A 21,376-nucleotide genomic window follows, 5' to 3' on the forward strand; every position below is an offset into this window, starting at 1 on the left:
AAACAAGTCACAAATTATAATTTGTGACTTGTTTAATTACCCACGTTCAATAGAAGATTTGTTTTGCAGGCATCGTTGTATCTTCAGAGACAGCATATGGATTTTCATTAGGTTTTATAATTATAAACATTCTACCATATCCACTGTGAGCTAATTTATTGCAAAGACCTTCTACCATAAAACCCCATAACTCCAGCTGCTATTCCCATTATAGATAATCCAAGTTTTTTCTTTATTTTAATGCTTCTTTTTCAAATATTCTCTTTTTTATTTCATAACTCATAAAAAAATACTTTTCTGCTTTTTCTATATTACCTACTTTATGAAACTCTAATGCCAGACTTTCGGTATATTCGTGAATATACTCCGATAAATTTTTTCTTTCAAAGTAAGAAAAACCTTCAAGAATAATTTTTTCTATTTTTTCTACCTCTAAATGCTGACAAAATCCCTTTAGAATTAAAAAGTGATATCTATATTCATCATTTTTTAATTCCTCACAAACCTTCAATCCACTTTCAATTAATTCCTTCGCTTTTTCTATTTCACCTAATTTATAATATTCTCTTGCCTCTAAAAAGATTGCCTTATAATGAGTAGGCATTTTTTTAGAAACCTCAGATAAGTGTCTAATTGCTAAAACTGAAAGATTTTGACTCGCATACAATAAACCTAAATTATGTCTGATTCTTAATACTAACATTTCAGCATCATTTTTTTGTAAAATGTTTATTGCTGACGCAATATATTCCTCACCTTTATCATGCTGCTTTAATTCCGAAAAAGATAATCCTAATATATTTTCGCACAGCGCTATGTTCACTTCATACCCTGCTTGTTTAACAAAGATATCTCTTGCCTTTGAAGCGTATTCAATAGCTGAATATGCGTAATGCAAGTGGTATTTTAATATAGCAACTCTATAATTAAACTCTGCATATTCAATTTCATCTGAAATATGCTCTAATAACCCTTCAGCTTTTTCAAAATAGTTGCTAGCTTCACTATAATTAGTAAGAATTGTATAATGAATGGCTTTGAATAAATAATAATAATAATTAGAATATTCATCATTCGGTTTAGGCAATGCATCTATTTTATCAAAAGCTTTTTTCAAATTACCTAAACCATCTATTAGCACTTTATATCGAAATTCTAACAGATAATAGTGAAATGAAACCTTTACATCTGATTCGATAATATAAAGCTTTTTATCGATCTCTTCTTTTAATTTTTTTGCTTCACTTATACGTTGAGCTCTAATATCTCGATACCAATCATTCAGCATCTTATTAATTAATTCATTGCCAGTGATTTGTATATTCATCAAATCCACTCTCCTTCTTTTAATTATCATAAAAATAACATAATTCGATTATTTGTATCTATCTATATATATATTTCTCAACAATTGAACAAAATTCATTCACTGAATTTTGTTCAATATTTTAATAGACCCGCTGTAAATATGAATACTTTTTCTTATAACCTCTGAATATGAGTATCCTTAAAATCCGTCTCATATTTCAATCCATATCCAAACATTCGATCCATTCCAATATGTGCTGTCCATATTAAGCCAATCATTATAACGGTATCTATCTTAAAATAGACACCTATTAGAACAATTAATATGGATATGATATATGTGTGACATACATTATATATTTTCGCACCAACGTGATTATTAATCCCATATGCTAACATTGATAGATCCGGCGCTAAAAGGAATACAAAAAATATAATCCAACTAAACTCATATATCGAATACATATAAATCGCGGCTAAAAATACAACCATTCCTTCAAAATGTACAATACGTTTTTGCATTATTTATCATTCCTATTTTTCTATATTTATTAATACATTTTCATCGCTAAAAGTATTCTTTTCATTTTTTGCATTTTTTGACCAGATGGTTGCTAATATTGGCCCTGCAATGTTATGCCATACTGCTGCTAATACACTTGGGAGTGCAGCCGCCGGTCCAAAATGCGCTGTCGCCAGTGCAACACCTAAACCTGAATTTTGCATTCCTACTTCTATTGAAATAGCCCTTCTTGTCCCTTCGTCTAGTCCAAGTACGAACGCAGTTATATATCCGAGCAAAAAACCGAAAGCATTATGGAGCATCACCGCAATAAAGATAAGAAGTCCTGAAGAAGTAACGCTACTTACATTTGCTGAAACAACTGCAGAAACAATTATGATAATTGCTACAACTGATATTAAAGGAATAACAGTCATTCCTTTATTAACGATATGAGGGAAAAACTTTTTCACTACTAGTCCTAAAATAATAGGCACAATAATGACTTGTACAATAGAAAGAAACATGGACATAGCATTTACTGGCATCCATTGCCCTGCAAGTAATAGTAGAATGAGCGGTGTAGCAATTGGTGCTAGTAACGTTGATACTGAAGTCATTGCAATAGACAACGCTAAGTTCCCTTTTGCTAAATAAACCATAACATTTGATGCAGTGCCACCCGGTACTGAACCGAGCAACACTAACCCAGCTGCTAATTCCGCTGGCAGATTCATAACGTAGGCTAGTACGTATGCGACAAGTGGCATAATAATAAACTGAGCACATACACCGATAATAACTGCTAATGGTTTTGTAGCTATGATTTTGAAATCAACAGCCTTCAATGTTAATCCCATCCCAAACATGACAACCCCAAGTAAAATCGTTATGTAACTAGTTAACCCGAGAAATGGCGCGGGAATGAAATATGCAATAGCTGAAATACAAATAACCCAAAATGCAAAATACTTTCCAGCTATATTACTTATCGCTTCTAGTACTTTCACCCGATCAGCCCCTATCTTTTAATTGAAACACCTTATTCGGATTCAAAATATTTTGCAGATCAAGAGCTTTCTTTATTTTCTCCATTACACATAATGCCGCCCCATGTTCTTCTTCTTGATACTTTCGTTTTCCGATTCCAACGCCATGTTCTCCTGTACATGTTCCTCCTCGTTTAAGAGCATACAGAACGATACTTTCGTTTATTTCGTCTGCCTTCTTTACTTCCTCTTTATCATTTGTGTCAATCATTAAGAGTACATGGAAATTCCCATCTCCAACATGACCTAGAATACCGCCAATAAGCCCTACTTTATCTAATACCTCTTTCGCATGTTGAATCGCGCCAGCTAATTCCGAAATTGGCACACATACGTCTGTACTCATTAGCTTTTTACCAGGATAACTATGCACGTAAGAGTACGCTAAGTTATGCCTTGCATCCCACAGTTTATTTCTTGCTGCTGTTTCCGTCTCAAACGCAATTTCTTTACATTTATGATCAAGAACGATTTCTTTCGTAAATTCAATATCTTGCTTTAACCCTGCTTCATTGCCGTGAAACTCTAAAAATAGTGTCGGTTCTTCTCTGTAACTTGTTTCATTGTAATGATTTACTTGTTTCATAGATAATTCATCAACGAGTTCAATTCTCGCGATTGGAATACCTGCTTGTAATATGTTAATTACAGCTTCTACTGCATCATTTATAGTTGGAAACGATGCCCTCGCAGCCATAACATGTTCTGGTATACCGTATACTTTTAAAGTTAACTCCGTGAAACATCCAAGTGTTCCTTCTGATCCTACGAAAATACCATTTAAATGATAACCTGATGATGACTTCGCCGCTAAATTCCCGGTATGTATTACCCCTCCATCCGCAAGAACGACTTCTAAATCTCGAACTTGATCACGCATTACACCATACTTTACTGCTGTCGTTCCGCTCGCGTTTGTAGCAGCCATTCCTCCTAACGTTGCATCAGCTCCTGGGTCTACACTAAAAAATAATCCATACTTTTTCAATTCTTTATTAAGCTGAGAGCGCGTCACCCCTGGCTGTACTCTCACAAGAAAATCCTTTTCTCTTATTTCAAGTATTTTGTTCATAAGAGAAAAGTCCATTGTAATTCCTTTTTCGTAAGGAATTACATGTCCCTCTAAACTGGACCCTACTCCAAATGGAACGACAGCTGTTCCGTGCTGAATCGCTATTTTCATTATCGCGCTAACTTCTTCGGTCGTTTTTGGAAAAACAACTACATCAGGTAAACTACTAGTATGATAAGATTCATCTTTACTATGTAACTCTCGTACTGTCATATTTATTACTACTCGATCTTCAGGAAGTATGCCTTTTAATTCATTTACTACATGTTCAATTGTTATTTCCATAATCAACTCTCCTTTTTAATTTTAAAACAAGTATACCATCTTTATACAAAATAATCAGAAAAATAAGATTATTAAACCTGAACATACAAAAAAGAACCTGCAGCACACGCTACAAGTTCTTTTTCACTACATTTTAAACGATTTCTTTATTAACAACATAAACCAAATTAAAGTAACTGCCATCAACGAATGAGAAAATCCTACAATATAAGTTAACCCTTTAAAGTCAGCTCCATTTAACTGAAGAAGCCCTCTCGCTGCTAGCGAACCTAACATTAATGTTAATGCAATGTTATGTAAAACAAACCACTTATTAAACCCTTGCACTTCATGAAACGCGAATACTTTTGCTAATCCTAAAGCAATTAAAAAGAAGAAAAAGCCAAGTACAAGTGTATGTGTATGCAAAAGATTTAACAAAGTAGATCCTAAAATCCCTTTATACTTACCATACTCCCTAGCGAAAATCCCTGATAATAAACCGATAATCAAATACGTAAACGATGCATTATATAATTTCTTCATTATGTACCTCCTTGAGTAGAATGTGTAGTGTGTCATATTTAGTAATAATGATAGTTATATAGTAAAAACTCCTAGTCACCTAGGAGTCATTGTATAAGCACCTCACTCTTTACAATCAATCCTAATTATAAAATATCTCTCTATACAAAACAAACGAACTTTATGTGAACAAACAAAGCCCCATTAAAATATGTTGCACTTTTGTTTTACACAATCCATACTAATTGTTATAACTTTTTAAAGGTGGTGTAATCATTGATAGTTCTTAAAACAGAACGTCTTAACCTTCGTTGGTTTGATATAAAAGACGCTCCTTTTATTCTTGAGTTAGTAAACGATCCTGCATGGATTCAGTTTATCGGTGACAAAGGAGTTAGAAACTTAGAAGATGCAAAAAATTATATTGTAAACGGTCCCATCGATATGTATAACAAACTCGGATTTGGCCTTTACTTAGTAGAACGAAAAGAAGATCTCACTCCACTTGGTATGTGTGGCCTTATTAAAAGAGATTCATTAGAAGACGTTGATATCGGATTTGCCTTTTTAGAAACATTCCGTTCAAAAGGATATGACTACGAGTCAGCTTCTGCAATAATCGAATACGGTGTACAAAAGCTCGGCATGAATCGAATTGTAGCAATTACTTCTATAGATAACATCGCCTCAGGAAAGCTTTTAGAAAAAGTAGGATTACGATTTGAGAAGATTATTTCAGGGTCTGGAGAAGATTTAAAATTATTTGGGTATAACGCATAGTAAAGAAGGTCGCCGTGAATGGCGACCTTCTTTACTATTGTAATAATATTTTCCTACACATTGAGATTGCTTGTTGTATAAGGAAGCCTTTCTTTTTTCCATGCAAGAAATCCTCCCTTTAAATTCACTACTTCCTTTATACCAGCTCTTTGTAAAATACTAGCTGCTATAGCGGAACGTAATCCGGTTCGACATTGCAAAACTATTGGACAATCTTTCGGTATATAATCTAGTTGTTCAAATAGATTACCTAAAGTGATATGTATTGCATCATGAAGGTGTCCTTCCTCCCACTCTTTTTTACTACGCACATCGATAACCTTAACGCTTCCACCTTTTATATGCGGATATAATTCAATCGATGTTTTTTCTTTGTAACTTTCAAATCTATCAAGTCTTTGTATTACTTTTAAGGGTGCAAAAGCAATAATATTATCTAACCCAATAGATTCAAATTCTCTAATAATTGCCTCCACTTTAACCTTTTCCTCATCTAGAATTATTAACGTTTCTGTTTTATAATCTAATAACCATCCACACCAAGTTGTGAAAGAATTGTTATAAGGTATGTTAATTGACTTCTCGATATGACCTGCAGCAAAACTCTCTACATCCCTTATATCAACTATTTGATGAACGCTCTTCAAAATTTCTTGAAGTTCTTCTACTGTATTAATAGCATTACTTTTTCTCTTCTTACGAATTGGCGGACCATACTTATTTAAATTCTTCATTAATGAAAAATACTTTGGAGGCTCTGGCTGTCCCGTCAATAAAGTTGATATAAAATCACTTTCTTCATTACACTGAAATGCCCAATTGAACATCTTTTCATAACCTAATGTAGAAGTTGGAATTGCTCCTAATGCTTTTCCACATGCGCTTCCCGCACCATGTGATGGCCATATTTGCAAATAATCAGGAAGTATTTTTATTTTTTGTATAGAATCAAATAATTGTTTCGCTCCTATTTTTGCAGTATCTTTCATACCGACTGCAGTTTCTAATAAATCCGGTCTTCCTATATCTCCTACAAATATAAAATCACCTGTGAATATCCCTATCGGTTTATCATTCGTATAATTATTTTGACTTGTATCAGTCACTAAAAAAGAAATACTTTCAGGCGTATGCCCTGGGGTGTGAATTACATTAAATTTTATATGACCTACTTTAAACTCTGTGCCCTCTCTAACCAATTTGTATCGACCTTCATTAAGATATTGATATTTCCAATCACAATCTCCTTCATCAGATACATATAAATTTGCATGATAAAGATTGGAAAGTTCTCTAGACCCAGAAAGAAAATCAGCATGAATATGAGTCTCAGCCGCAGCAATTACTTCCATTCCCTCTTTCTTAGCAAATTCTATATATTGTTCTATATAGCGACCTGGATCAATTACAATTGCTACGCCTTCCTTCTGACAACCGACTAAATAGGAAGCATGTGCTAATTTTTCATCATAAAAATATTTTAAAAGCATAGCTATTCCCTCCAAATAGGTATTTCAAATTGCTTTTCAATTTTTATAACCACTTTCTATCTTCCCCTATAGGATCCCTTTCAACATAAAATTCCAATACATATATGGCAACATAAATCTTTTAAGTAAAAACATACTATACCTTTCTTTCGCTTGATTAAACGGAAACGTTTCTTGAGGCTCATGTTTATAGTTAAATTCAGCGAGTATAAGACTTTTATATCCTGTAATAATTGGACAAGATGTATACCCATCATATTTAGCCTGCAAATCTCTTCCACTAAGTACGTCCATAATATTTTGTTTTAAGACAGGTATTTGTTTTCGAATTGCCGCTCCAGTTTTAGAAGTAGGTAAATTAGTACAATCTCCAAGTCCGAAAATATTTTTATACTTTACATGCTGCAAAGTATAAGGGTTTATATCTACCCATCCCTGATAATCACTTATTTCACTCTCTTTAATAAAATTTGGTGGCCCCATTGGTGGAACAACATGTATCATACTATATGGTATGGTTTCTCTTTTCAGCGTTTGCGTATCTTCAAAAATTGCTTCTCTCTTTTCGGCGATAATTTCTACTAAGTTTTTATTATAATTCGTTATAATTTGCTTTCTTTCTAGTACTTGTTCTAAAGTATTTGCATATCGTGGAACCTGAAATATGTCAGTGTTTGCAGAATAAAACATTACTTCACTTCTGTTTCTTACACCACTATTACAAAAATACTCCTCTGCTAAATACATAATTTTTTGTGGAGCACCACCGCATTTAATAGGAGTATTAGGGTGGGTAAAAAGCGCATTTCCTCCTTTAAATTTTTCGATTTCTCTCCAAGTAGAATCAACATATGTATAAGAATAATTGCTACATACCCCATTAGTCCCAATAGATTCTTTTAAGCCCTTAATACCTTCCCAATTTATTTGTATACCAGCTGCTACAATAAGAATTTCATACTCAAGCAGCAGTCCGTCATCTAACAGTATCTTATTTTCATCCGGAAATAACTTAACAACACTTTTAGGGATCCACGTTGCCCCTTTTGGAATAAGCGATTCTTGATCACGCATTGTACTTTCCTTTGAAACAATTCCTCCCCCCACTAAACTCCATAGTGGCTGAAAATAATGTTTTTTTGACGGATCAATAATCGCTATACTTTCTTTCAATAGGGGGATATTTCTTAATAAATGTGCAGTAGAAGATAGTCCTGCAGTCCCAGCACCAACGACAATAATTTTATAACTATCTCTGGTCTTCATTATCCTCTTCCTATCTAAATTTAATTTTTAAATTAACTAATTTGTGGCCGTATTTTCATCGTAGTAAAATTATTATACGTTAAAAACATCACATTTTTATCTTATTAAAATGAAAATTCTGTTAATTTTACCATCAACATTACTTTATGCGTAAATTCCTTATGTTACTTCTTTAATTTGTTTCAAACACTACAAACTTTATATTTTTCAATATTATACTGTATTCTAGCTACATTTAATTACATCACATGCCAATAGACATTGGATTATAAGTCACTTGAAACAAACTACATAGAAACATCCAGTGTCCACATATACAATAATAGGATGGTTTTATATTAACTAATCACTTATATAATTTTTCCTTACAGTTTATCCTTGTCTCAATACTCTCTCAAAGTATCCTTTGTCACTTATAAGAACCGGAATATTCAATTTAGCAACGCGAAAAGTTTGTTTTCAAATATTTTTGTTTATATAAATTTACAAATGAAATTATGGTTATTTAGTTTATATGTATGCAAATCCATCCTGTTGAGCTATTACTCTTTTAAAAACCTCATATGTATTATTTTTATTTAATTTTGTTTACACCCTTAAAAAAAACGAGCATATGATAGTATATACTAATCCGAAAGCCCTATAGTCTACTTTCTAAGAGCACTGATTTGTGTTCTTTTTTTTAATGAAGATTATGTTCAATTTTTGTTACATTATTAAAACTTCCATTTGTTACTCTGAAAAATTCCTCACTTTATAATTCCTATTCACAGTATTTTGACCTTGGAATAGCTAATTACTATATCATAGAATATCTTTTTCATTAAACCTTCTGACCATATTGTATTTATTAAACCTTTGTATTGTAGGATTTAATAGTTATCTCATTGATCATAAAGAGATAAAACCAGAAAGTGATTTCTATTAGTCCAAGCACTTCATGTTACTCCCACATACACTATAAAATGTTTGGACTTTATTACTTCAATTAAAATTTAAAGTTAGGAGGATTTATTATGGCAGATTGTACAGGTTTAGCTTGTTTTCTATTCTCTTCGTGGCCAACGGGAACAGTTGTTACAATTACTACTAGATCAGGTCAAATTATTGGACCTGCTACTTTTTCACTGTTCTTTCCGAATATATGTGCAGTAGTATTGGAAGAAGAAGATGTGATAACCCCTTCATCTACCAATACTACATTCATAAGTTGTGAAGATATAGAAAGTGTTACTTTAACCACTCTTTAAAATGATTCATATTTTTCTAGCTTAATCCATATTTAAGACATTCTAATGAATGTCTTTTTTCATGAAAAATCTAATCAGTATCCCCTGAGATGTAACATTCTATTGACCTATTATTTCAATAAATTGCTTTAATTTAAATTTTTTCTCTTCTAAAGGTTACTTGTCTACACATCGTTCTACAAAACTTCATATGATATAGTATATTGTTTAAAGGAGGAATAAATTTGTTCTTATGCAATTTATTTGGTTGTTCAGGTGGAGTATGTAGTATTTTTAAAAATTTACAGCCAGGCGAAGTCGTTACTGTGACTGGTAAATCTGGGAATATTATTGGACCTGCTATTTTTACAAATTTTAACCCTAATACTTGTATCGTCACATTAGAAGAGGAAAATTCAGTTACTCCTCCTACTACAAGTATTACTAAAATTAGTTGTAAAGAAATAGAAAGTGTTACGTTTATCTCATAATATATTTTAAACCTAAAGCAGGGGTTGAAATATGAAACTCTTATACATTACTTCTGGTTACTCAAAAATTTATCAATATCTAGATCAAAGCATACAAGGAACACTTATAGATCAAAATTTCGAATGGTTAGCGATACAACCGAGTGAATTAATACAACAATTGGATTTCATTACAACAACTTTTCATCCCGATATTGTATTCACCTTATTAGGTAATCATCTACCACAAAAAGCAATTCAATATTTTAAAAAATGGAACATTAAATTAGCTGTCTGGTTAACTGAGGATCCATTTTATATAGATACTTCTCTTCTTCTATTAAATAACTTTGATTTTATATTTACTATTGATAGCGAAGCACTTAAATATTACACAGCTTTAGGATATACCAATGTATATCACTTACCATTAGCAACTAATATAGACGTATTTAAACCTAGTCTAAAAAATATAAAATATAAAAGTGAAGTATTATTCATTGGCTATCCTTATCCAAACCGAGTAAAATTAATACATTTCCTTTTAGAAAATACCCCCTATCACTATACTATTATTGGCCGACATTGGAGAAATAAGTTATTAAAAAAATGGAAAAATCACCGAAGAATTAAAATTATAGAAGAATGGATTCCACCTCAAGAAGTTGCGCTCTATTATAACAACGCTAGTCTTATTTTAAATCCTCATCGTAGTCATCTATTTCCACAAAATAAAAATAAAAATAAAGTAAAAAATAATACTATTAATAATCGTACGTTTGATATTGCCGCTTGCCAAGGCTTTCAAATTATTGAAGAAAAGTCTGATCTTTTATCGTTCTTCAATAAAGATGAAATTATATCCTATAACAGCTTTGAAGACTGTTTAAATAAAGTATCTCTTTATTTGGATGACACGATTTCAAAAAGATTAATGGTTGAAAAAATTCATACAAAAGTGATAACACAGCATACTTTTCATAAGAGAATCCACTTTATAACAACTATTTTACAGTCACAGCTTTATTAAAATAGAAATCCCCTTGTGCATATAGATGCACAAGGGGATTTCTTCAAATTAATCTATAACATATTCTTAACTTTTATTTCACTTGAAACATGTATTTTTTATAATTTTTATGCACCGATAAGATAAGCCCGATCATTATCATATTTGAAAACAGTGAACTTCCTCCATATGATAAAAAAGGAAGTGCAATTCCTTTTACTGGCATTATACCAATATTTTCGAAGATTCGAAGTGTTAGAACACTAATTGCCCCGCACATAGTAATGTACCAAACAGATTCTCTGCTGAATATGCAATTATAGTTACTCGATATATAAGAAGTAACAAGACCAATACAACGAGAGCCGCTATTATAAATCCACCTTCTTCAGCGATGGTAGCAAAAATAAAATCAGTATGCTTTTCAGGAATATATACACTTCCTTGACCAAATCCTTTTCCATGTAATTCGCCACTTCCAACAGCTAAAAGAGATTGTTGCGTTTGATACCCTTGATCTGTATTTTCAGCTGGATTCAGCCAACCTATAATGCGTGATTGTTGGTGAGGTTTTAACCTAGTAACTAATTCTTTAAAGAAAAAATCTGGATATCTTACGTATGTAAATATTAATGTAGATAGTAGAGTTACCGGAATGAATGTACAAAATGCAATTAATTTCTTTTGAATCCCTGATATGAATAAATACAATAGATGCTGCGTATAAGAACACCATCCCTGTATCTGGCTGGCTATATACCAGAGCAATAGGAGGAATTGAGACTAACATAATTTTTCCAACCAACAGGAAATCAGTTTTATATGTCCGAATCATATATTTAGCGTTATGATTCATTACTAAATTTGCGACAAATATAATTAGTGCAATTTTGAAAAACTCCGATGGTTGAATTTGAACAATAACAGGAAATTGAAACCATCTTTTTGCTCCCAATTTAACGGGAGTAAATGTTGATTCTGGTAGTATTTTTAATATAACAATTGATGCAAATCCAATAATATACATTGGACAAGATAAATTTTGCCATTGATCCCACTCAATACTTGCAACTAATATTAACAGTACAAAACCAATTAAATAGTTCCTACCTTGCTGAAATGCAAAGTTTGTGCTTCCATACTGGCCAGTTTGTTAACTACTATTTTATGTTTCATCGTCACATTATAATGAAATAGTCATATATTTTCTTGAATTTTAAAAACCTAATTCACTTTTCAATATCTCATTTCTTCCTTAAAGAGGTCTTTTTATAGATGCTCTTCTTAAGTTTTTCAGCATAAAACTAAACATTCCGTCAATACTAAAGATAGGCGAAAGCCAGAACTCATTTAAACGTCCCTGTAGTTCTTCTCTTTTCTTTATTAAGCAGCTAGCTTTCACTAGCTGCTCTTTTATTTACATATATCATAAGGATTTGAATATATTATGTTTGAAAGTACGCTGTTTTATCAAAAGGTGATCCGGTGACAATTTATTTTTTATTTCTACAAAATAAATTTTTTACTAGATACCTTTTCGTATAATATATGCAAGCTTGTTAACACTATAAATGTAACTTTAGGTTACATATCTATTACTTTCAGGGCCTAATTTTCTTTTGTGCAACAAGTGTTTAGCTAGCTTCGCTGGCCACTTTGTTGTACCGAATGAACTTTTTATTTCTCAACACCTAACATATGGTATCGATATTCCAATAATGGTAATATGAAGGTACCTTCAGTTGTTAAATATTATGCCCTTTTTAAAGGCCCTGTTTTTAAACAGGGCCTTTAAAATTTATTCTCTACTTAAATAGTATTTTTGTTATAAATCTTTCTATAAACACTCTCATTTCCTCGATATCAAATTAAATCCCATGAAACAGGCGTCCCTTTTTCGATATCCTTATTCGCTTTTTTCCCAATAATTTTGGATATGTGTTTTGGTAATAAGCCATTCCCTGGTCTAATAGCTTTAACATTTTCATTTGTAAAGAATTCTCCCGCTTTTATGTTTTCTACTACATATAATGATCTTCTAAATTTTAAAGAATCTTTTTCTATATCAGTCGGTCCATAATATACATTCCCCAAAGATTCCCATGCTTTTTCAGTTTCGCTTACTAATAATTTAAATTCAGCTGGTTCCATTGAAAATTTAGCGTCAACTCCTCCATCCAACCTCGAGAGCGTTAAATGTTTCTCAATTACTGTGGCCCCAAAGGCAACACTCGCTACAGATACTCCTACACCCAGTGTATGATCAGATAAACCCACCTGACATTTAAATAACTCTTTCATATGAGGTATGGTAACTATATTTGTAGATTTTGGAGACGCAGGATACGTACTCGTACATTTTAATAGAATTAGTTCTTTACACCCTTCTTCTCTCGCAGCCCTTACTGTTTCATCAAGTTCGGCAATTGAAGCCATACCTGTCGAAATAATTATTGGTTTTCCTGTTGCGGCTACTTTACGTATGAGGGGGATATCAGTATTTTCAAAAGATGCAATTTTATAACATGAAACATTTAATGTCTCTAGAAAGTCTACAGCTGTTTCATCAAAAGGCGTACTAAATGGTATCATCCCTAACTCTATACAGCGATCAAAAATTGGTTTATGCCACTCCCATGGTGTATATGCTTCTTTGTATAAATGATAAAGTGATTTGCCTTTCCATAAACTTTTCGTATCGTGAATTGAAAAATCACCATTTTCTATATTTAAAGTCATTGTATCTGGTGTATATGTTTGAATTTTAAATCCTTGTGCCCCGGCCTCCGCAGCTGCCTCTACAATTTTCAACGCTCTATCTAATGATTGATTATGATTTCCTGACATTTCTGCAATAATAAATGGTGGCAAACTATTGCCAATCTCTCTACCTCCGATATATACATTACTCATTTTTTTCACCTTCAAGTTCTATTTTTATAGCTTCTTTTCTTTCCTCCCATTGTTCACGGGACAAGGTCATTGTAATGACATCTATATAATCATTGTCCCTATAAATATAATCTTCATATCTTCCATCTTCTTGGAAACCAAGTTTCTGATGAAAATTTAAACTAATACAGTTTGATTCTATTATTTCTGCATATACTTTGTGTATGTCTTTAATTTCAAAAATAAAATTTAATGCTAATAAACCTAATACAGTTCCGGCACGTCTTACACTTTGTTTTTCACCTATATAAAATCCCCAATAACAAGTTCGATTCATTTCATCTATTTTTGTAAAATTAACAAATCCAATTGGTTTTTCTTTATATATTAATATTCTTGCAACCTTTGTTTCATCCATTACGAGTTTTTCATACCACTTTAAATGTTCGTCTATTGTTATTTGATGATCTTCATACATAACTGAACGTATTTCTTTTGCATTCCGCCAATTTAAAATAAGTTCTAAATCTTTCTTTTCTAACCTTTCCAATTGAAAATCCTCAATATCTAACATACTATCCTCCTAAAATATTTTTTGCTATTTCATTTGAATTACTGGCACACTGTATAGAAAGAGCTTTATTAGACATTTCTTTCACTATTTTAGAATTTGATAAAAGTTTGTTTAGACATTCCATAATTGCTTTATCCGAAACACTTTCAGCTGTACCAATATTCCATGTAGCTCCAACCTTTGCTACAGCCTTGGTTACTTCAATTTGATTTTGTGCAGTTGTAATTGTAATAGAAGGTAATCCAAGAAAGCAGCGTTCCCATGTGGTTGTTCCTCCAGCTCCTATCCCTAAATCCGCTCGTACGAGAAGCTCTTCCATATTTTCTATTTGACAATAATATGAAGCGTTAGAAACACTCTTACAATAAGTTTGAATCTCCTCTTTATGCGGATTTTGGCTTCCTACCACAACATCTATTTTTAAGTTATCTTGATTTATATTTTGTAAGGCTCTTAATGTTTTTAATGTTTCATTTGTTACATCATGCCCACCAAAAAAAATAAAAATCCTCTCAATTTCTCCTGTTCTTTTTCGTGAAAATTTCTTAGCAGCATGAAACTCTGGCCGTAATATAGCATATTTAGGCCCCAATTTTACTAATGAGTGCTCTGGTATTAAATCTTTATAGCGATCATTAGGGTTATCGTATAAATTTTGGTCTAGTAACAAATCACAGTCATGCATTCGATTTGCAAGATCATCGATTACCATAATTTTTCTTACACTTTTTCTTAAAGCAGACTCCCACCTATTATCTAATCCATAATGATCAACGATTAACCAATCACACTTGGGAAGTTGCGACAAAATATCATTGGTCTGCTGTGCATCAACAAACCAATGATATTTGAGCCAATTTAAATAACTCCCGTGTTCTGAACTTAAGAAATTTGTATTTTCACCATCTCCATCTAATACAAACACACAAAATCCCTTATTTAAAATATATTGATGTAAATCACCTTCTAGCTTACGACAAATGAAATATACTTGAGCACCTTTATTCCGTAACTCGTGGGCCAGTGTTAAACAACGCATAATATGACCGGTACCTATTTCAATAGATGCGTCGGCGCGAAAGGCAATTTTTTTCTCAAGCAAGATACTCCCTCCTCACTAAAAGCACTACAATTTATTAATTTATAATATCGTTTCTCTATTTAACTCATCTACTAATGATTGTTGATTTGCCCATTTCAATTTTACATGACTATTAATTTCAATAAGTTCAGGGTTTCGAAGGATGTAATCTTTTATTTGATGAAAGAATAAAGGTTTAGATTTTACATTCAGACCTCTATAAAGTTCATTGAACATATCTAAATCTGGTTGTTCATCTAATGTTAACCTCCAAGTAGGATAACAAACTGCTGGAGGAAGTTTCACTACATTGATACGAAATAAATGTGGATTATTAATAAAATAAAACGGAAGGTATTCTGCATAAGTTAAAGGTTTTGGGGTTTGTAGTAATCGTTCGATTGCCTCTAATGTAAAAATATCACCTGCTGTTCCAACAGGTAACGTACTTAACTCTGCCTGTGTATAGTCTGCACCACTTTTCAAATGTTCATCTAGTAAAAAAGTATTTATTTCAGGTGACACAGCTGGGCAATCCCCTGTAATCCGTATGACAATATTTGCATTTTCTTGTTTTGCAGCTTGGAACATGCGATCAGCGGTATTTTCTGGATCACCTCTAAAAATCTTAACTTTCCCGTCTAAATTAAATTTTTCCAAAGGGTCATCTTGTGCAATATCTGAAGTAGCAAGTATGACCTGGTGTTTTCCTGGAATAGCTAATGTATTTATAAGACATCGTTCAATGGAAGGAACTCCGTGTATTGGCAATATTGCCTTTAAAGGTAACCTAGTAGATTTTAAGCGGCAAAGTACAATTATTACTACCTTTGGAGGTTCAATAACCTCTTTTGTTATTGGGGTACCTGCAGACAAATTATATACAGCTACCTGAGGTAATAATTCCTCTGCTTCAAGCTCGGTCAGCGCATTTTCTACAACATTTAATTCCATTGTTACTTTATTAGCTGTAATAATCTCTCCTTTTTTAATGTCACCTTTTGTAACTGCTCTTAACAATTTTTGGTTTTGCAATTTTAATAACACCCCTTTCATTTAATTTTTAGCAACTCTATAAAACGAAAGAACTTTTCTCACAGCTTGTATTACATCCCACACATCAGCTTCTGTCATTTTAGGAAATAGAGGCAGCGTAATAATTTCCTCATATACATTTTCTGCTTGCGGACAAATACCTTTTCCATAACCTAATTTTTGATAAAACGGTTGCAAATGTACCGGTATATAGTGCACATTCACACCGATATTTTCTCTTTGTAATGCCTCGTAAACTTCTTTTCGATTACATTTTAATAATTTAGTATTTAAACGAATAATATAAAGGTGCCAGCTTGAATCGGTTTGAGGCAATTGCTTTGGTATGATGATTTCAGATAAACAACTAAATTCTTTATTATAAATGTCTACATATTTCTTTCGAATTTTAATAAAAGAGTCTAATTTATTTAACTGTGATAAGCCAAGAGCAGCTTGTATATCCGTTATTCTATAGTTGTAACCTAAGAATTGCATTTCATAATACCAAGGCCCATGATTTTCAAGAAGATTTCGAGGATTCTTTTCAATTCCGTGCGTACGGAATTGAAAAAGTTTTTCGTAAAACAGAGGATTATTTGTGGTAATTACCCCCCCCTCTCCGGTAGTAATATGTTTCACCGGATGAAAGCTAAACATTGTCATATCACCAATTGAACCAATCTTTTTATTTTTATATGTGGCTCCTAATGCGTGGGCTGCATCTTCAATGATAATCAAATTGTTTTCTTTTGCTATTTTTTGTATTTCTTCTAACTCTACAGGCTGACCAGTAAAGTGTACGGGAATAATAGCCTTTGTTTTGTTTGTAATCTTTTCCTCTATAGATTTAGGACTAATGTTATATGTTCCATTGTCAATATCAGCGAATACCGGCTTTCCCCCTTGGTATAAAATACAATTTGCACTTGCTACAAATGTCATCGGAGTTGTAATTACTTCATCTCCCTCAGTTATGCCTGCTGCATAGCAGGCAGCATGCAATGCAGCTGTACCATTTGAAAAGGAAACAGCGTATTTTGCTCCCACATATTTCGCTATAGCCTCTTCAAACTGTTGAACCATTGGTCCTGTTGTTAAAAAATCCCCTTTTAATACATCTACAACAGCCTGAATATCATATTCATCAATTTGTTGCTGGCCATATGGTAAATAAGTTTCTCTAACAGGCTTTCCTCCATGCATACCGAGGATTCCCCTTACCATTACTCTTTCTCCTTAGGATTAATTTTTAAAGATTTAATCCACTCTTCTGTTTTAATAACTCCATCTTCTAAAGAAACTTTTGGTTCCCAGTTTAATATTGTTTTTGCTTTTTCATAGTTACATAATAATTTTTGAATTTCACTTTGCGGATGGATATGAGTTACATGTTGAATGCTTACTTTATTTCCCGAAATCAATTCTGCTAATTTATTAATGGATATATCTTGCCCTGTTCCAGCGTTGATAATATGACCATTTGCTTTTGCAGAGTATCCTGCTGCCACAACAAAATCTGCACAATCTTCAACGTATAAAAGGTCTCTCGTTTGTTTTCCATCCCCATATATATTCAGTGGTACATTATCTAATTTATTATTTATAAAAATGGCAACAACCCCACCTTCCCCACCTGTTTTCTGGAATGGACCATACGTATTAAATGGGCGAATAACCACTACTGGTAGCTTATAAGCATAATAGTAAGATAAAACCATGTTTTCAGCAGCAATTTTTGATCCCGCATATGGAGAGGCTGGTTTAATTGGGTCTAATTCTGATATCCCTTGTATATTAGTAGCTTTATCATATACCATACAAGTACTCATAAAGACCATTTTGACATCATAATTAAGACATTGTTCTAGCAAATTAAAAGTACCTATTGTATCATTTTCAAAAGTTGCTCTAGCATCATCTATACTATCTTGAACATTGATACTCGCTGCTAAATGATAACAAAGGTCAAATGAATTATTTTCAAATAATTGAGCAACTAATTTTTTATCTTTAATATCTCCTTGAATGCATTGTTTTAAATTTAGATCGTGTGCAAACTCGGTAATATTTGCAGTAGTTGAATTTGCTAAGTTGTCTAATATCCATACTTCATGCTTATCCTGCAATAATCTCTTTACAACCCACCTACCAATAAAACCTGCACCACCAGTTACTAATATTTTCATATTTTCTCCCCTCCTGTTAATAGCTGCTGGTTTAATATTAAATTTCTAAGCTCTTCTTTTGAAATAGCATTTTGATTATCAGAACGGTAAAAGCCTGCCTTCGCCCTTTTTGCATTTTCATATTGAGTACCCTTTTTTAATGGGCTAGGAATGATAAACATATCTGGTAATTCAAAAGCCTGTAAAGATTCATCATGTGTCATAAGTTCTTCATACATTTTTTCACCCGGTTTTAAACCAATTTCTTCAATTTTAATATTCTCCTTGGACAATCCATATAACTTTGTAACTTCTTCTATCATCACTTCACTTAAATCGTTTAATGAAATAACTGGCATTTTTAATATAAAAGTTTCACCACCCTTTGCTATTTTCATTGCTTCAATTGTTAACATAGTTGCTTGGTTCAGTGTCATCATAAATCTACTCATACTAAGATCCGTTACAGTTATTTTTTGGTTTTCTTTAATTTGATTTTCAAATAAAGGAATGACAGAGCCTCTTGATCCCATCACATTTCCGAAGCGAACACTTGTAAATGTCGTTTCACTTGAACCTTTTGAATATTCCGCTGACGTAATCAATCTTTCAGCAGTCAATTTTGTTGCACCGTAATTATTTGTTGGTGAAATCGCTTTATCAGAACTTGTAAAAACTACCTTTTTTACTTTCTGAGCAATTGCCGCTTTTATTACATTTTGTGTTCCAAAAATATTGGTCAAAACTGCTTCAAACGGATTATATTCACAAAACGAAACATGCTTCATCGCGGCCACATGAAATACATAATCAATATTTTCCATCGCACTAAATACTCGATCATAATTACGAATATCCCCAATTAAATAACGAATATTTCGATTTTTATCCCTAAATTCTTCTTGTAATAAAAATTGATTGTATTCACTTCTACTAAAAACTCTTACCACTTTTGGCTTTTCCTGTAGAACATTAGAAAGAATGCTTTTTCCAATTGTTCCTGTTCCACCAATAATTAAAACATTTTTATCTTTAAAAAACATGAAAATATATACCTCCTCATATTAAAAAATAATTTTAGCAAAAAAACTCTCTTCAACTTGTTTGTAATTCCATAGGCAATCCATTTGTTGAGAGATAAACTAGTTTGCCGGATATAGAAACATACGTTTCTATTGCAAGTTTAAAATACATATTAATCATTGAAAACTGAGGATATAATCTTTTACTTCAAATATTTATAAATGGTGACGATTTTAATCTTTTTCAATTTGAATTAAATTTATTAATCTTTTTGTGCATGCTTCTTGCGGATAGTTTTCATTAATAAATTTTCTTCTTAATTCTTTTGCTAAATTTGATTGTAAAGGATTATTTAGAACCTTTTTAATCGTGCTAGTCATATCCTCCATAGAATGATTTACAAGCCAATCTAATGTATCGTAATATTTATAATCCCTTTCCTCTAATAAAGATTTATAAACAACTACAGGTATATCTAATAACATTGCCTCTAATCCCACTGTTGAATTTGAGATAACCACAAGATTTGCATGTAAAATAACATCATATATGTTTACTTCATTTGTTATATATTTAACATTAGGATATAAGTTACTTAACTTAATATATTCTCCCACTAAATTACGCCCTTTTTCCCAAGGATGTGGTTTTATAATAACCGTAATATTTTTGTCTTCCACTAACTTTTCTGTCAATTCAGTATAAAATGAAGTTTTAAATGGCTGGGTTGCAATAAAAACCACTTTTGTAGAGGGATCTATTTTTAATTTATTAAAAAGATTCTTTTTATCCATATATACTCTATCAAAGATCTCATCATATCTGGGGTGCCCTAGTATTTCGATTTGAGATTCACTGACCCCTTTTTGAAGGTACCAATCTTCTTCATATTTCCCATATACGACCTGTTTTGTTGCGAAAACCGGAAAGTATGCTTCTTCCCCCATTACTGCACCATGCTGCAGACAATAACTCGGTATACCCTCACTACTAGAAAGAAAAGTAAGAGCTCTACTTGTTATATCTTCCGTAGTACCGACAATCACACCAGAAATATCTTGTTCTTTAAAAATAAAATGAGCCATATTAAGTTTCTCAATCATGATAGGAAGGTCGCTTAGTAATTTTTTTTGAAAAAAGAGGTTTGAAAATAGTGGGTGCTTATTAAACTTTAAAAAGATTTCTTTAGCTTTTTCTATAAAAACATGTGCGGTATTAGCAGATTTATTTATATAATCTGGTGCACAAACTGTAGGAAGACCATAGAGTTCGGTCTTTTTTGATCTAGTTAATATCTTTGTTTGATTTGGATTAAAGTGAGTAAAGTTACTTACTGAAAAACGGAGATAATCTGAATTTAGGAGGATTGCTCCATTTTGGTTTTTTCTTTTTATTTTTGATTGAAATACAGACATTATTTTTTCAAACTCTAACTGTAACTGTGTTTCTGCTATTGGCTCAATTGACAATTGCTTGTAAAAATTATTATCTTTCATTTTATTTTTTATATCTTCATCTAAATATTGATAAAAATTACTCAGTAATGGTAAAGGAATATTATAATGCTTTAACCTTGAAAAAATATTTATATACTCTAAATTTAATAGCCAGTAATTTTTCAAATAAATGTCACTCAATT

21 protein-coding genes and 1 pseudogene are annotated in these 21,376 nt (G+C 32.1%); 4 read left to right on the plus strand and 18 right to left on the minus strand.

Annotated features, from left to right (window positions below; all coding sequences use genetic code 11):
- Positions 1-46: 46 nt before the first annotated feature.
- The 6 genes from AC0ONG_RS15785 to AC0ONG_RS15810 form a co-directional block, all read right to left on the minus strand.
- On the minus strand, positions 47-178 hold the full coding sequence (locus tag AC0ONG_RS15785; RefSeq protein ID WP_000229165.1) for a hypothetical protein: 132 nt from the start codon (positions 176-178) through the stop codon (positions 47-49).
- A 54-nt stretch (positions 179-232) separates the two neighbouring features.
- The gene (locus tag AC0ONG_RS15790) at positions 233-1,327 is read right to left on the minus strand and encodes a response regulator aspartate phosphatase (RefSeq protein WP_001025501.1); all 1,095 of its coding nucleotides are present in this window, start codon (positions 1,325-1,327) and stop codon (positions 233-235) included.
- A 155-nt stretch (positions 1,328-1,482) separates the two neighbouring features.
- Positions 1,483-1,830, minus strand: coding sequence for a DUF4260 domain-containing protein (locus tag AC0ONG_RS15795; protein WP_001172057.1), 348 nt, complete (start codon positions 1,828-1,830; stop codon positions 1,483-1,485).
- A 12-nt stretch (positions 1,831-1,842) separates the two neighbouring features.
- Entirely contained in the window at positions 1,843-2,820 is a 978-nt protein-coding gene (locus AC0ONG_RS15800) for a bile acid:sodium symporter family protein (protein ID WP_098437285.1), read from the minus strand.
- A 4-nt stretch (positions 2,821-2,824) separates the two neighbouring features.
- The gene (locus AC0ONG_RS15805) at positions 2,825-4,216 is read right to left on the minus strand and encodes an FAD-binding oxidoreductase (RefSeq protein ID WP_000406575.1); all 1,392 of its coding nucleotides are present in this window, start codon (positions 4,214-4,216) and stop codon (positions 2,825-2,827) included.
- 126 nt (positions 4,217-4,342) lie between these two features.
- Positions 4,343-4,741 (minus strand): DUF2871 family protein, encoded by a 399-nt coding sequence (locus AC0ONG_RS15810; protein ID WP_000737896.1) that lies wholly within the window; start codon positions 4,739-4,741, stop codon positions 4,343-4,345.
- A 255-nt stretch (positions 4,742-4,996) separates the two neighbouring features.
- Between AC0ONG_RS15810 and AC0ONG_RS15815 the strand changes: the two genes are divergently transcribed.
- On the plus strand, positions 4,997-5,500 hold the full coding sequence (locus AC0ONG_RS15815) for a GNAT family N-acetyltransferase (protein WP_474203616.1): 504 nt from the start codon (positions 4,997-4,999) through the stop codon (positions 5,498-5,500).
- 53 nt (positions 5,501-5,553) lie between these two features.
- On the opposite strand, the gene AC0ONG_RS15820 is transcribed toward AC0ONG_RS15815, so the two are convergent.
- Together AC0ONG_RS15820 and AC0ONG_RS15825 are read right to left on the minus strand one after the other, a co-directional pair.
- Complete coding sequence (locus AC0ONG_RS15820; RefSeq protein WP_000925301.1) at positions 5,554-6,990, minus strand: MBL fold metallo-hydrolase; 1,437 nt, start codon at positions 6,988-6,990, stop codon at positions 5,554-5,556.
- Between the two features lie 66 nt (positions 6,991-7,056).
- Entirely contained in the window at positions 7,057-8,256 is a 1,200-nt protein-coding gene (locus tag AC0ONG_RS15825) for an FAD/NAD(P)-binding oxidoreductase (RefSeq protein WP_000857326.1), read from the minus strand.
- A 1,016-nt stretch (positions 8,257-9,272) separates the two neighbouring features.
- On the opposite strand from AC0ONG_RS15825, the gene AC0ONG_RS15830 reads away from it, so the two are divergent.
- The 3 genes from AC0ONG_RS15830 (at position 9,273) to AC0ONG_RS15840 (ending at position 10,985) form a co-directional block, all read left to right on the plus strand.
- Positions 9,273-9,506, plus strand: a complete 234-nt coding sequence (locus AC0ONG_RS15830; RefSeq protein WP_000752669.1) for a hypothetical protein — start codon at positions 9,273-9,275, stop codon at positions 9,504-9,506.
- Between the two features lie 224 nt (positions 9,507-9,730).
- Entirely contained in the window at positions 9,731-9,976 is a 246-nt protein-coding gene (locus tag AC0ONG_RS15835; protein ID WP_000477970.1) for a hypothetical protein, read from the plus strand.
- A 31-nt stretch (positions 9,977-10,007) separates the two neighbouring features.
- A complete protein-coding gene (locus AC0ONG_RS15840) occupies positions 10,008-10,985 on the plus strand; it encodes a CgeB family protein (protein WP_000772272.1) in 978 nt (325 codons plus the stop codon).
- A gap of 73 nt (positions 10,986-11,058) precedes the next feature.
- Here the strand turns inward: AC0ONG_RS15840 and AC0ONG_RS15845 are convergent, their stop codons facing one another.
- The 10 genes and pseudogenes from AC0ONG_RS15845 to AC0ONG_RS15890 all read right to left on the minus strand — a co-directional run bounded on the left by AC0ONG_RS15845 (position 11,059) and on the right by AC0ONG_RS15890 (position 21,374).
- Entirely contained in the window at positions 11,059-11,244 is a 186-nt protein-coding gene (locus tag AC0ONG_RS15845) for an FtsW/RodA/SpoVE family cell cycle protein (protein WP_367399326.1), read from the minus strand.
- Positions 11,220-12,060, minus strand: a pseudogene (locus tag AC0ONG_RS15850) (FtsW/RodA/SpoVE family cell cycle protein). The gene AC0ONG_RS15845 and the pseudogene AC0ONG_RS15850 overlap by 25 nt, the downstream one beginning before the upstream one ends.
- Positions 12,061-12,827: 767 nt before the next feature.
- Positions 12,828-13,877: a pseudaminic acid synthase gene (gene pseI / locus AC0ONG_RS15855; RefSeq protein ID WP_000073381.1), complete on the minus strand. Its 1,050-nt coding sequence runs from the start codon at positions 13,875-13,877 to the stop codon at positions 12,828-12,830.
- Positions 13,870-14,430 carry a UDP-4-amino-4,6-dideoxy-N-acetyl-beta-L-altrosamine N-acetyltransferase gene (gene pseH, locus AC0ONG_RS15860; protein ID WP_000884084.1) on the minus strand — a complete coding sequence of 187 codons (561 nt, stop codon included), beginning with the start codon at positions 14,428-14,430 and terminating at the stop codon, positions 13,870-13,872. Before pseH ends, pseI begins: the two co-directional genes overlap by 8 nt.
- Position 14,431: 1 nt before the next feature.
- Positions 14,432-15,532 carry a UDP-2,4-diacetamido-2,4,6-trideoxy-beta-L-altropyranose hydrolase gene (gene pseG, locus AC0ONG_RS15865; RefSeq protein WP_098437283.1) on the minus strand — a complete coding sequence of 367 codons (1,101 nt, stop codon included), beginning with the start codon at positions 15,530-15,532 and terminating at the stop codon, positions 14,432-14,434.
- 39 nt (positions 15,533-15,571) lie between these two features.
- Positions 15,572-16,567, minus strand: coding sequence for a cytidylyltransferase domain-containing protein (locus AC0ONG_RS15870; protein ID WP_000679359.1), 996 nt, complete (start codon positions 16,565-16,567; stop codon positions 15,572-15,574).
- On the minus strand, positions 16,568-17,773 hold the full coding sequence (gene pseC / locus AC0ONG_RS15875; RefSeq protein ID WP_000251480.1) for a UDP-4-amino-4,6-dideoxy-N-acetyl-beta-L-altrosamine transaminase: 1,206 nt from the start codon (positions 17,771-17,773) through the stop codon (positions 16,568-16,570).
- Complete coding sequence (locus AC0ONG_RS15880) at positions 17,773-18,735, minus strand: dTDP-glucose 4,6-dehydratase (RefSeq protein WP_000699376.1); 963 nt, start codon at positions 18,733-18,735, stop codon at positions 17,773-17,775. The genes pseC and AC0ONG_RS15880 overlap by 1 nt, the downstream gene beginning before the upstream one ends.
- Positions 18,732-19,757 carry an SDR family NAD(P)-dependent oxidoreductase gene (locus AC0ONG_RS15885; RefSeq protein WP_000465155.1) on the minus strand — a complete coding sequence of 342 codons (1,026 nt, stop codon included), beginning with the start codon at positions 19,755-19,757 and terminating at the stop codon, positions 18,732-18,734. Before AC0ONG_RS15885 ends, AC0ONG_RS15880 begins: the two co-directional genes overlap by 4 nt.
- Before the next feature lie 213 nt (positions 19,758-19,970).
- Positions 19,971-21,374 carry a CDP-glycerol glycerophosphotransferase family protein gene (locus tag AC0ONG_RS15890; protein ID WP_001280559.1) on the minus strand — a complete coding sequence of 468 codons (1,404 nt, stop codon included), beginning with the start codon at positions 21,372-21,374 and terminating at the stop codon, positions 19,971-19,973.
- Positions 21,375-21,376 lie beyond the last annotated feature (2 nt).

Source organism: Bacillus sp. TCT6 (assembly GCF_056033845.1).

What these genes read in the sequence shown, in the direction of transcription:
- AC0ONG_RS15785 (WP_000229165.1), bottom strand. Translation starts at nt 178, where the DNA reads ATGGTAGAAGGTCTTTGCAATAAATTAGCTCACAGTGGATATGGTAGA.
- AC0ONG_RS15790 (WP_001025501.1), bottom strand. Translation starts at nt 1,327, where the DNA reads ATGAATATACAAATCACTGGCAATGAATTAATTAATAAGATGCTGAAT.
- AC0ONG_RS15795 (WP_001172057.1), bottom strand. Translation starts at nt 1,830, where the DNA reads ATGCAAAAACGTATTGTACATTTTGAAGGAATGGTTGTATTTTTAGCC.
- AC0ONG_RS15805 (WP_000406575.1), bottom strand. Translation starts at nt 4,216, where the DNA reads ATGGAAATAACAATTGAACATGTAGTAAATGAATTAAAAGGCATACTT.
- AC0ONG_RS15810 (WP_000737896.1), bottom strand. Translation starts at nt 4,741, where the DNA reads ATGAAGAAATTATATAATGCATCGTTTACGTATTTGATTATCGGTTTA.
- AC0ONG_RS15820 (WP_000925301.1), bottom strand. Translation starts at nt 6,990, where the DNA reads ATGCTTTTAAAATATTTTTATGATGAAAAATTAGCACATGCTTCCTAT.
- AC0ONG_RS15825 (WP_000857326.1), bottom strand. Translation starts at nt 8,256, where the DNA reads ATGAAGACCAGAGATAGTTATAAAATTATTGTCGTTGGTGCTGGGACT.
- AC0ONG_RS15830 (WP_000752669.1), top strand. Translation starts at nt 9,273, where the DNA reads ATGGCAGATTGTACAGGTTTAGCTTGTTTTCTATTCTCTTCGTGGCCA.
- AC0ONG_RS15840 (WP_000772272.1), top strand. Translation starts at nt 10,008, where the DNA reads ATGAAACTCTTATACATTACTTCTGGTTACTCAAAAATTTATCAATAT.
- AC0ONG_RS15845 (WP_367399326.1), bottom strand. Translation starts at nt 11,244, where the DNA reads ATGTGCGGGGCAATTAGTGTTCTAACACTTCGAATCTTCGAAAATATT.
- pseI (WP_000073381.1), bottom strand. Translation starts at nt 13,877, where the DNA reads ATGAGTAATGTATATATCGGAGGTAGAGAGATTGGCAATAGTTTGCCA.
- pseH (WP_000884084.1), bottom strand. Translation starts at nt 14,430, where the DNA reads ATGTTAGATATTGAGGATTTTCAATTGGAAAGGTTAGAAAAGAAAGAT.
- AC0ONG_RS15870 (WP_000679359.1), bottom strand. Translation starts at nt 16,567, where the DNA reads ATGAAAGGGGTGTTATTAAAATTGCAAAACCAAAAATTGTTAAGAGCA.
- pseC (WP_000251480.1), bottom strand. Translation starts at nt 17,773, where the DNA reads ATGGTAAGGGGAATCCTCGGTATGCATGGAGGAAAGCCTGTTAGAGAA.
- AC0ONG_RS15880 (WP_000699376.1), bottom strand. Translation starts at nt 18,735, where the DNA reads ATGAAAATATTAGTAACTGGTGGTGCAGGTTTTATTGGTAGGTGGGTT.
- AC0ONG_RS15885 (WP_000465155.1), bottom strand. Translation starts at nt 19,757, where the DNA reads ATGTTTTTTAAAGATAAAAATGTTTTAATTATTGGTGGAACAGGAACA.